Origin of the sequence: Sulfurihydrogenibium yellowstonense SS-5 (assembly GCF_000173615.1) — a bacterium.
GTDB classification, from domain to species: domain Bacteria; phylum Aquificota; class Aquificia; order Aquificales; family Hydrogenothermaceae; genus Sulfurihydrogenibium; species Sulfurihydrogenibium yellowstonense.
This window is the reverse complement of sequence record NZ_ABZS01000040.1, coordinates 1-10,415: the sequence shown is the minus strand read 5'-3', so window position 1 is coordinate 10,415 and position 10,415 is coordinate 1. Positions and strand designations below refer to the sequence as shown.

Sequence of the window (10,415 nt, the reverse complement as noted above, 5' to 3'; positions counted from 1 at the left end):
GCGATTTACTTCCTTCGTTAATCTTGTATAAACTTTCAAGAATAAAATCAGCAAGGTTTGTGATTGTATTATTAAGCTTCTTCAGTCTTGCTATCGGGCTATGGGTTTTTATCTTATGAAGGTATTCCAAGGTTGCTAATACTTCGGTAATTTTCTTTAATTTTTTAAGGCTTTCAACTCTATCTTCAATCTTTATGATTTTAAGCTCTTTTTCAAAATCTTCTCTGTTAGATAAAGGTTTTGAAGTGATAAATGCTAAATCTATAAGTTCTTTATCTTTTATCATAAGGTTTGTTGCATAGTCTGTTGTTTTTGCAACTTCAATGATAAAATCAACAAGCTTTGATTTACTCTCTAAAGCTATTGTAAAAAGTCTGTAAATCTTCCCTTCTGTAAAAAATTTATTTAGATTTATAAGCAAGCTTTCTTTTGCTTTGGTCTCTTTAAGATATTCTTCTAATTTTGACAAGAAGTCTATCAAAAGATTTTTATACTTTTCCGATAAGAGAAGATACTCTTCATCTTCAAAGATTGAAGTAATCAAGTTTAATGCCCATTTTGGGTCCTTAAAACCGAGAGATTTAAGATATTCTAATGCAATTTCCTCATTTACTTTTGTAATGATGTAGGCTTGTATAGGAGTAAGTTCTTTTTCTTCTTCTCCCCCAAGACTTTCAAATATTCTTTTAACGTTTTTTCTAACAGCTTCAAGCTTTTCTAAAAATTTTTCTTCTGAATCAAAGCCAAGTTTTTTAGCATATTCTGATGCATTTTTTAGATTTAAAATTTGTGTTTGAACGCAGTTTTTTAGTTGTATTACATGCTCTAAATTTCTTAAAAATATGTAAGCATCTTCTAAGAATTTACCTTTTTCTTCTGACAGTAGTCCTTTTTCAACAATTTTTCTTAAAGCTCTTACTGTTTCTCTTTCTCTAAGGCTTGGGTCATGACCACCATGAAGTAGTTGAAATACTTGAACTATAAACTCTATCTCTCTAATTCCACCTTCTGATTTTTTAACGTCTATCTCATCCGGATTTTTTGGCTTAGAATGTTTCTCTATCATTTTTTTCATATTCAGTATGTCATCTATAATTTCTTTGCTTAAACTTTTCCTGTAAACAAAAGGAGTTATGACGGCTAAAAACTCATTGGTAGTATTTTCATCTCCTGCAGCGTGTCTTGCTTTTATAAGCATATGTCTTTCCCAAGTCCTGCCAACAGACCAATAATAATTTTCTAAAAATGGAATGCTGTAGGTTAATAGGCCTTTTCTTCCCTCCGGTCTTAAATCCAAATCTACATTCCAAGCTACTGTTTCAGCGTTTCTTCTAGTTAGATATACTGTCGTATCTGTGAATACTTTAGTAAAAAATTCTCTGTTTGTGATGCCTTTTTCAGTAGCTCCTTCTCCTGAATAGATGTACATCACATCAACGTCCGAGTAGTAGTTTAAATCTGTTCCTCCGTGCTTTCCAAGAGCTATGACACTTCCACCTGCCGGCTTGCCTGTAAGCTCATCTATTGGCGTTCCAAATTTTTGTAAGTATTTTGAGTATGCTTTTTGATATGCAACTTCAAAGCAAGCATCAGCTAAATATGAGTATTCTTCTGTAAGCTGGATAAGATGATGTTTTTTGTATATATCTTTTGCTACTATTCTTGCAAAGTGTTTCATTTTAAAAAATGTTAATTTTGTAATAAATTCATCTTCCTTTTCTATGTTTAAAAGCTCTAATGCTTCTTTGATAAGATTTTCTCTTCCAAGCAGTGGCTTATCAAGACTTTCGTACACATAAAACAGCTCTTGTGGATGTCTGAATATAAAATCTGTGATACATGAAGAGTAGAAAGAAAGATTCTCCAAAAGTTTATACTGGCTTGGATTTAGACTATTTAAAAAATCTTTTTTAAGTGTTTCAAATTTAAATAGGTTTGACATAGTGATTGCTCCTTTTTAACTATTTCAAATTTTCAATATCGCTATAAAAATTCTCTAATAAATTTTTCTTTAATTCTGGCATATCTTTTTGTAAAATTTCCCAAACTATTGCTATATCTATGGCAAAATAGCCATGAATAAGCCTATTTCTAAGACCTATTATTTGCCTCCATTGAATGTTGTTTGCTTTGTTTCTTATCTCTTCAGGAATTTTTCCTGCAGCTTCTCCAATAATCTCTAAATTCCTAATTACAGCATCAACTGTCTTTGAATCTAATAGGAAATCCTCAAATGATTTAATATTTTCAGTATATTTCTCAATTTTATTTATGCTTTCCAATATCTCCATTAAAAATAAACGCCAATCCCTTTTATACATTAATCAAATCCTTTTCAATGCTTTCTTTCAAGATTGGTTTTTTATTAACAGCCTGCATAGTTAATAAATCAACTTTTCTTTCAAGAATGGTTTCTAAATAATCCCAAAGTTCAAAAAACTTTAAACCAATAGGTTTTTCGATATTTACTAAGATATCAACATCGCTATCTAAGCTTTCTTCACTTCTTGCAACAGACCCAAATACTCCAACAATAACGACTCCATACTTTTCTCTGATTTCTTCTTTATGCTCTTTTAAGATTTTCTTTATACGCTCCAAGTTGCTCATGATTGGTATCCATTATTAGCATCTTTGTGTTAAACTAATTTTAGCATATCTTAAAAACAGGTTTTTTAATGATTTTAGAGTATTTAATGATAACCTTAGCAGGTTTTTTAGGTTCCTATCACTGTATTGGTATGTGTGGTGCCATTCCTTCTATCATCTCTTATAAAAATTTCTGGATTGGAAACATTCTTTATAATCTGGGAAGAATTTTTACTTACTCCTTTCTTGGCTTTTTGGCTGGACTGCTTGGTATGTATTTTCATAAATTTGAGTTTCAGCTTATTCAAAAAGGTCTTTCTATCTTTGTTGGAGTTATGATGATTCTTTTTGGTCTTCAAATTACAGGTAATATTAAAGAAAAAGGCGTACCGTTTTTAGATGTTGTATTTGAGTCAATATCTGATTTGTTATCTAATTTTAGACAATCTCCCTTTATTCTCGGAATGTTTAACGGCTTTTTGCCATGTCCATTAGTGTATGCATTTTTAATGAAGGCTGTTTTAGATAAAAATCCGTTGGATGGAATGCTGACGATGTTATTTTTTGGAATTGGAACAGTTCCGGCTATGCTTTTTTCTTCAAAAATCATAGATATGATTTCTCCGACTTCAAGAAAAAGTTTAGTTAAAATTGCCGGAATTATTGTTATTATTTTTGGCATACTTACAATTTTAAGAGGCTTTGGAATAGGTCATCATCATTAAGGAGGGAAAATGATAGTAAAATCTTTTGGCGGTGTGGAAGGTGTTACGGGCTCTTGCCATCTTGTTAATGTTGGACATTTAAATCTTTTAATAGATTGTGGAATGTTTCAAGGTGTAGATGAGGATAAAAATTATGAACCATTTGGTTTTAATCCTGCAAAGATTGATTATCTAATCTTAACCCATGCACATATTGACCATATAGGAAGAGTACCTTTATTAGTAAAACAAGGATTTAAAGGTAAGATTATCTCAACCCGGGCAACTTATGCTTTAGCAAGAATTATGCTTCTTGATGCTGTTAAAGTAATGTCTGAAGAGTATAAAGTTAACTATAAAAAAGCTCTAAGAAGAGGAAAGCCTGAAGAAGTAAAGCCGGTTTTATATGATGAAGATGATGTATTTCAAGCAATGGAGCATTTTAAAATATTTTTAGAATGTGATGAGTCATACAAACTGTCTAAGGATGTGACTATTATATTTAGAAACGCTGGACATATTCTCGGCTCTGTTTATGTTGAACTTTTGGTTAACGATGAAGGAAGAAGTAAAAAAGTAATCTTTTCTGGAGACTTAGGAACAAATGATAAATTGGTTATAAGAGAGATAGAATATCCAAAAAATGCAGATTTTATCTTTATTGAATCAACCTATGGAGATAGAAAACACAAGCCACTTCCTGAGACTATAAACGAGTTTAAAACGGCTATTATAGAAAGCTTTAAAGATGGTGGGAATGTAGTAATCCCAACATTTGCATTAGAAAGAGCCCAAGAGATTTTATTTATCTTACGAACGATGTATGACAATGGTGAACTTCCACCTTGTAAAATCTTTTTAGATAGTCCACTTGCAATAGCTGCAACAAAGCTATTTTTACAATTTCCAAACCAATTAAATGATGAAGTTTTAAAACTTTTAAAACAAAATAAAAATCCTTTTGTTTTTCCATGGGTTTATTTCACAGAATCTGTCGAGGAATCAAGAAAGATAAATGAGATAGAATCTGGTGCAATCATTTTAGCCGGAAGTGGAATGTGTAACGGTGGAAGGATTAAACATCATCTAAAACACAATCTATGGAGAGAAAACTCTTCGGTGATTTTTGTAGGCTACCAAGCAGAAGGAACTCTTGGAAGGCAGATAGTAGATGGAGCTAAATATGTTAAGATTTATGGTGAAGAAATAGCAGTTAAAGCTAAAATTTATACTATAAATGGATTTTCTGCCCATGCTGACCAAGAAAATTTATTAACTTTTATCAAGCAAGCAAAAGGTGTTGAGACTGTCTATCTTATTCACGGTGAGCCAAAAATTCAAAAAATTTTCAAAGAAAAGATAAAAGAAACGTTAAACCTGCCAACTCATATTGTAAAAAGATATGAAAATGTTTATATTGTTTAAACAAATTTTTCGGAGGTAAGGTATGTTTGATTTAGAAAAGTTTTTAGAGAATGACAAGCTTGTAATTGGCGGAAAAGAGTTTAAGTCAAGACTTATAGTAGGCTCTGGAAAGTACAAAGATTTTCAGCAGACGAAAGAGGCAACGGAAGCATCCGGTGCAGAAATGATAACGGTAGCAGTTAGAAGAGTAAACATTACAGACCCAAACCAAGACAACCTTTTAAACTACATAGATACATCAAAAATAATGATTCTTCCAAACACTGCCGGATGTTATACGGCAGAGGAGGCTGTTTTAACAGCTAAGCTTGCAAGAGAAGCTCTCGGACATGGATTTGTAAAGCTTGAAGTTATCGGAGACCAAAAAACTTTATATCCGGATATGATAGAAACGCTCAAAGCGGCAGAAATCCTTGTCAAAGAAGGTTTTACAGTTTTACCATACATAACAGATGACCCTGTAATGGCCAAAAGATTTGAAGATATAGGATGTGCAGCAGTTATGCCACTGGCAGCTCCAATAGGCTCAGGACTTGGACTACAAAATCCTTATAACATTCTCTTTATCAAAGAAGCGGTTAAAATACCTGTAATCGTTGATGCCGGAATTGGAACAGCATCAGATGCTGCGATAGTTATGGAGCTTGGAGTTGATGGAGTTTTAATGAATACAGCCATCGCTCAGGCTAAAGACCCTATCAAAATGGCTGTTGCAATGAAGCATGCAGTAATAGCCGGAAGGCTTGCATACTTGGCAGGAAGAATTCCCAAGAAAATGTACGCTTCAGCATCTTCTCCAATGGAGGGTGTGATAGGAAGAAATTAAGAATATTCACATCCCGAGGCAAGGATGTTCTAATATTCTCATAGACCTACCTTTCCTTGTCATCCTGAGGCCGTAGGCCGAAGGATCTTACCTTTTGATTTTTTTGATTAAAAAGAAAAACAAGAGATTCTTCGCCGGCTGTAGAATGACGAATAAGGTTATTCTTCCTCTAATGCTTATCAATCAACCTTTTTGTCATCCTGAGGACTTTAGTCCAAAGGATCTCATTTTAAATTTTATAAAAACCACTAATTTCTCATCTAAGGTGTATTATAATTATATTCTAAGAAATCTATAAAAGGAGTAGATAGATGGAGATAAATTTAACAACAAAAAAGTTGGATAACGTTAAGACGGATGCAGTATTCTTTTTAATGTTTGAAGATAATAAAAAGCTTGAAGGAGAGTTAGAAAAGATAGATAAAGCTTTAAATGGTGGAGTTTCTGATTTAATCAAATTACAAAAATACAAAGCTGAAGAAGGTAAATTTTTAATAGTTCCAACTCTTGGAAAGATTAAGGCTAATTATGTGGCTATTGTCGGGCTTGGAAAGGAGAAAAAATTTGAAAATGATATTCTAAGAAGAGTTGCAAGCTACATAATAAGAAAAGCGAAAGAGCTTAAGCTGTCTGATATTATCATTGATACAAACTTACAACAGTTTGAAAATTATGATGAAGTAGTTCAGGCCATCACAGAAGGGTTAATACTTGGAGATTACTCATTTGATAAATATTTCTCTAAAAAGGATGAGCATAAAGTAAAAGAAGTTCAGATAAACATTCCAAAAAATCAAGATAAAGACAGATTGAATGAATTTGTTAGAATTGGAAAAATTCTTGCAGAAGCACAAAACTTTACAAGAGACCTTGTAAACGAGCCGGCTAACGTAATCAATACAATCCAATTTGCAGAAATTGCAGAAAAGCTTGCAAAAGAGTATGGCTTTGAAATCAAAATCTACGATGAAGAAGAGATTGAAAAAATGGGAATGGGTGCTTACTTAGCAGTAGCAAAAGGTAGTGATAATCCACCAAGATTTATACATTTAACATACAGACCTAAAAACTCACAAGGTGAAATTGCTATAGTTGGAAAAGGATTAATGTTTGATAGCGGTGGTTTAAATATAAAAACCGGCGATTTTATGAGATGGATGAAGACAGATAAATCAGGTGCTTGTGCAGTTCTTGGAATTTTTAAAGCAATTGGAGAATTAAAGCCTGACATTACTGTTCATGGAATTGTGGCAGCGGCAGAAAATATGCCAAGTGGAAAAGCTTACAGACCGGACGATATATTAAGAGCAAAAAATGGTGTAACAATAGAAGTTGGCAACACAGATGCAGAAGGAAGGTTAACCCTTGCCGATGCTTTATCCTATGCTTCTGAGTTAAAGCCGGATGCAATCATAGATATGGCAACATTGACCGGTGCTTGCGTTGTTGCTCTTGGAGAGTTTACAGCCGGAGTAATGGGAAATAATCAAAAATTTATAAATGAAATTTTAAAAACTTCTGAAGAAACAGGAGAATGGATGTGGCAACTTCCATTTAACAATAAACTAAGAGAACAGATAAAAGCTCCTCATGCTGATGTCTATAACGTTGGAACAACAAGATACGGTGGTGCTATCACAGCCGGATTATTCTTAGAGAAATTCGTTGACCCAAAAATTCCATGGGTTCATATAGATATTGCCGGACCATCTCATCATACGAGCGGTTGGTACTATCATCCAAAAGGTGCAACAGGAATACCTGTTAGAACAATAACTTGGTATTTACTAAAAAGATCAAAGTTCTTTGATAAAATCGGCAAGTAATCGTATAAATCAACATGGCAGGGTTAACCCTGCCTCTTTTATAATCAAAAATACGTTAAGTGAGAAATTCAATAAAAGTATGAGATTCTTCGCTTCACTCAGAATGACGACATAGGGACATAAAGGCAGAGATTCTTCGCTTCACTCAGAATGACACCATTGGGTCGTTCTTTGTCATCCAGCAGCAAAGTGAAGGATCTTATGTTTTAATGTGTTTTAAAAGGAAGGAAGCAATAACAGGAGATTCTTCTCTGGCTGCAGAATGACTGTGTGGATTTTTGGAACACTCTTACTAATTAAGTCAATTTTCTGCTAACCTATTATATTGCAAAAAACTCAGGAGATCTGCAGGATTGATTTGTAAAATACTTAAATTTCTTTTCTAACCAAATACATAAAATTTTTTAGAATTTCAGCAGCGTTTGACTTTACATTAACAGAAACTACGTAATCATTAGATTAGATAGGCTAAAAACCTTGCCTATCTTAAAAGAATTTTAAAAAGCAAATCTGACAAAGTGTATGTTTATATGACTGTTGGTATTGTAGTTGGAATAGCTTTAGCTTCAATTTTAAAAAGAGTAAAAATATGTCAGAAATTTATAAAAAGAAAGTTTATAAAATATGTGACCAATAAGAGAAGCCTTTTGATACTTCTAAATCGGAATCCTGTTATTAATCTAAATTATATTACCTTTTATAAAAACAAAAGTTAAAAAATGAGATTAAAAAATAAAAAATAAGGAGTAAAAAACATGCCAAACGACATTAAAATTTTAAACAGCATGCTTTTCCTTACGGTAAAAGAAGAAATCAAAAATCTCAAAGAAGAAAGCAGTATATACATACCAAGATTAGCAATTACATTCGACATTAAAATAGAAACAACAGATATAGAAAATAAATTCGCAACAGTAAGAATAGAAAAAATGGAACCATCAAACTTAGAAAATATAACCCTTATTGAGTATATTGCAAAAGAACTGGAAGAAAAACTAAAAGAAGATATTGAGAAAAATATCAGAAAAAGTCTGTATATAGAAAATCAAGAATATTACTCACTGCACTTAAAAGTAATTGAAGAAATAGACACGCTCATTATTGATAGAAAAGATGTAGTATTTGTGGATTCAAAATATAGGGTATTAGTATCAAAAAATACTCCAAACATTCCAAACTCTATACGCAAAGGGATACACACATTTAATCTTTACATGCCATTTACAATAAAAGAAGTAATACAAAAACTGATATTGCTTTCATAAATCTACCTTAATATAAAATAAGTATAAAAACAAAAGTAAAAAAATAGAAAATAATATAGTAAAGGAGAGAAGAATGGAGATAAAACCTAAACCAAAACACTTTGAAATCAAAACCATTAACTGGGTTCCAAACAAGGAAAAGACAGAAGACTTTAACCTAATCTTTAGCGGAAAAAACAGAGATTTAGAAAACATCATAGCAAGAATAGTAAATGAAGAAGTTAGATGCGACAAATTCATCCAAACATTCCTGCCTGCTGAATTTATAGGCTCAAAAATAGACTTAAAAACAAACACAATTTACATTCCGGAAAATGCAAAAAACGGACTAAACTCTTTTGTTAGATTCTTAGTTTGGATTACAGAAGAGGGACTAATCATAGCTAAAGACGAAAGATATGTTTATGTAATTTCAAAAAATAAAGTAAAAACAGAAAAAAGAGCTATAACAAAAATAATTGACGACTAAAGTAAAAGACTAAAATCAAAAGCATTAATTAAAATAAAGGAGGTTAAGAATGAACAAAAAAGATTTATTATCAAAATTAGCACAAATGTATGAAGAACATGGAGAAAACACAAGACCAATCTTATTCCCATCAGACATTTCAAGGCAAGATGTAGAAGCTCTATCAAAAGAGATTCTATCCATTCTCGATAACTACAACATCAACATAGACAAAAGAGAATTGGAAAAGCTTTCCAAGGAAATAGCAGAAGGCTATTTATTCGAGCTTGAAGTAGATAAGCTTATAAATAAAACATTTGAAGAGATAAAGAAAAAGGAGAATTTAGATGAAAACGTAACATTGGATAAGTTTATTGAAGATAAAGAAGGTTGGGAGATTTTCGTAAAATATCTTAAGGAAACTAATAAAAGATGGGAAAAAATCTTAGAAAAAGAACCTAAAAACTTAGAAAAATATGGAACTTTTATAATGTTTCAAGCAGCACAATCACTAAGGCTAATGAGAGAGTATGCCAAATTCATAAAAGACCCGTCAGAAATAGAAAAAGACGCGATAAATTCAATAAAAAGTGAAAAAGTTTTCAATGAACTCATTCTTTCCTTAATCAAAATGAAAAAAGATAAAAACCAAGCACAAATTGTTCAAAAAGTTGCCCAAACAGAGGAAGATTTTACAGAATTCGTAATATCAACCATAAAAGAGATAGATTCAAAAGTAGAAATAGAAGAAAATGAACTTGATAAAATCAAGCAATATACAGATGCACTCAAATACAAGCTAATCACAGTGTTTAAAAACGCAAAATATCTTTCGCAAGAGAAAATAGAAAGCATAGAAAGACTAAAACAGGATCTAATCAAAGATGCAGTAGAATTAGACCTCAATGATACATTAAAAGATGCAATAGGGCATGCGATAAAATTAAAAGTAGAAATTAGAAACTCTATAGAATTCTTAAATCAAGAAATAGAAAAAATGAAAAAGCTCCTCAGTTATGTTAACAAAGAAACAGAAGAGAAAGAAGAAAAAAGTGGTCCAACGATCGATGAAATGAGTTTACAAGAAATTTCAGAAAAATTAAAAGAAGCATCAAAAGAAGGGTCTAATAGGGTGGACACTATATACAGACCAATAGAAATAGCAAACCTTTACAGAATAATACATAGAGAAGAAAAACTAAAAGACTTGAATAAATATATAACCTATAGCTGGATATACAATGTAAAAACATTCAAAACCACAAAGCGAAAATTATCTGAGATACTATTAAAACTTATGAAAAAAGAAAGCATTGAGTTAGAGAAAAGCGT

10 protein-coding genes are annotated in these 10,415 nt (G+C 31.8%); 7 read left to right on the top strand and 3 right to left on the bottom strand.

Annotation, left to right across the window (positions count from 1 at the left end; genetic code table 11):
• From SULYE_RS02620 to SULYE_RS02610, 3 genes are all read right to left on the bottom strand, one after another.
• Positions 1-1,942, bottom strand: a 1,942-nt coding sequence (locus SULYE_RS02620; RefSeq protein ID WP_007546222.1) for a [protein-PII] uridylyltransferase family protein, incomplete at its 3' end; no start/stop codon positions are given.
• 19 nt (positions 1,943-1,961) lie between these two features.
• Complete coding sequence (locus SULYE_RS02615) at positions 1,962-2,321, bottom strand: HepT-like ribonuclease domain-containing protein (RefSeq protein WP_007546220.1); 360 nt, start codon at positions 2,319-2,321, stop codon at positions 1,962-1,964.
• A complete protein-coding gene (locus SULYE_RS02610) occupies positions 2,314-2,610 on the bottom strand; it encodes a nucleotidyltransferase family protein (protein ID WP_007546218.1) in 297 nt (98 codons plus the stop codon). The genes SULYE_RS02615 and SULYE_RS02610 overlap by 8 nt, the downstream gene beginning before the upstream one ends.
• Positions 2,611-2,678: 68 nt before the next feature.
• On the opposite strand from SULYE_RS02610, the gene SULYE_RS02605 reads away from it, so the two are divergent.
• From SULYE_RS02605 to SULYE_RS02575, 7 genes are all read left to right on the top strand, one after another.
• Positions 2,679-3,314 carry a sulfite exporter TauE/SafE family protein gene (locus tag SULYE_RS02605; protein ID WP_007546216.1) on the top strand — a complete coding sequence of 212 codons (636 nt, stop codon included), beginning with the start codon at positions 2,679-2,681 and terminating at the stop codon, positions 3,312-3,314.
• Between the two features lie 9 nt (positions 3,315-3,323).
• A complete protein-coding gene (locus SULYE_RS02600; RefSeq protein ID WP_007546214.1) occupies positions 3,324-4,718 on the top strand; it encodes an MBL fold metallo-hydrolase RNA specificity domain-containing protein in 1,395 nt (464 codons plus the stop codon).
• A gap of 22 nt (positions 4,719-4,740) precedes the next feature.
• Positions 4,741-5,544, top strand: a complete 804-nt coding sequence (locus SULYE_RS02595; RefSeq protein ID WP_007546212.1) for a thiazole synthase — start codon at positions 4,741-4,743, stop codon at positions 5,542-5,544.
• Between the two features lie 311 nt (positions 5,545-5,855).
• The gene (locus SULYE_RS02590; RefSeq protein WP_007546210.1) at positions 5,856-7,370 is read left to right on the top strand and encodes a leucyl aminopeptidase; all 1,515 of its coding nucleotides are present in this window, start codon (positions 5,856-5,858) and stop codon (positions 7,368-7,370) included.
• Between the two features lie 755 nt (positions 7,371-8,125).
• On the top strand, positions 8,126-8,635 hold the full coding sequence (locus SULYE_RS02585) for a hypothetical protein (protein ID WP_007546207.1): 510 nt from the start codon (positions 8,126-8,128) through the stop codon (positions 8,633-8,635).
• A 73-nt stretch (positions 8,636-8,708) separates the two neighbouring features.
• Positions 8,709-9,104: a hypothetical protein gene (locus SULYE_RS02580; protein WP_007546205.1), complete on the top strand. Its 396-nt coding sequence runs from the start codon at positions 8,709-8,711 to the stop codon at positions 9,102-9,104.
• A gap of 49 nt (positions 9,105-9,153) precedes the next feature.
• The coding region (locus SULYE_RS02575; RefSeq protein ID WP_007546203.1) for a hypothetical protein at positions 9,154-10,415 on the top strand (1,262 nt) is incomplete at its 3' end.

Coding starts and splice junctions, on each gene's coding strand:
- SULYE_RS02615 (WP_007546220.1), bottom strand. CDS start 2,321: ATGTATAAAAGGGATTGGCGTTTATTTTTAATGGAGATATTGGAAAGC.
- SULYE_RS02610 (WP_007546218.1), bottom strand. CDS start 2,610: ATGAGCAACTTGGAGCGTATAAAGAAAATCTTAAAAGAGCATAAAGAA.
- SULYE_RS02605 (WP_007546216.1), top strand. CDS start 2,679: ATGATTTTAGAGTATTTAATGATAACCTTAGCAGGTTTTTTAGGTTCC.
- SULYE_RS02600 (WP_007546214.1), top strand. CDS start 3,324: ATGATAGTAAAATCTTTTGGCGGTGTGGAAGGTGTTACGGGCTCTTGC.
- SULYE_RS02595 (WP_007546212.1), top strand. CDS start 4,741: ATGTTTGATTTAGAAAAGTTTTTAGAGAATGACAAGCTTGTAATTGGC.
- SULYE_RS02590 (WP_007546210.1), top strand. CDS start 5,856: ATGGAGATAAATTTAACAACAAAAAAGTTGGATAACGTTAAGACGGAT.
- SULYE_RS02585 (WP_007546207.1), top strand. CDS start 8,126: ATGCCAAACGACATTAAAATTTTAAACAGCATGCTTTTCCTTACGGTA.
- SULYE_RS02580 (WP_007546205.1), top strand. CDS start 8,709: ATGGAGATAAAACCTAAACCAAAACACTTTGAAATCAAAACCATTAAC.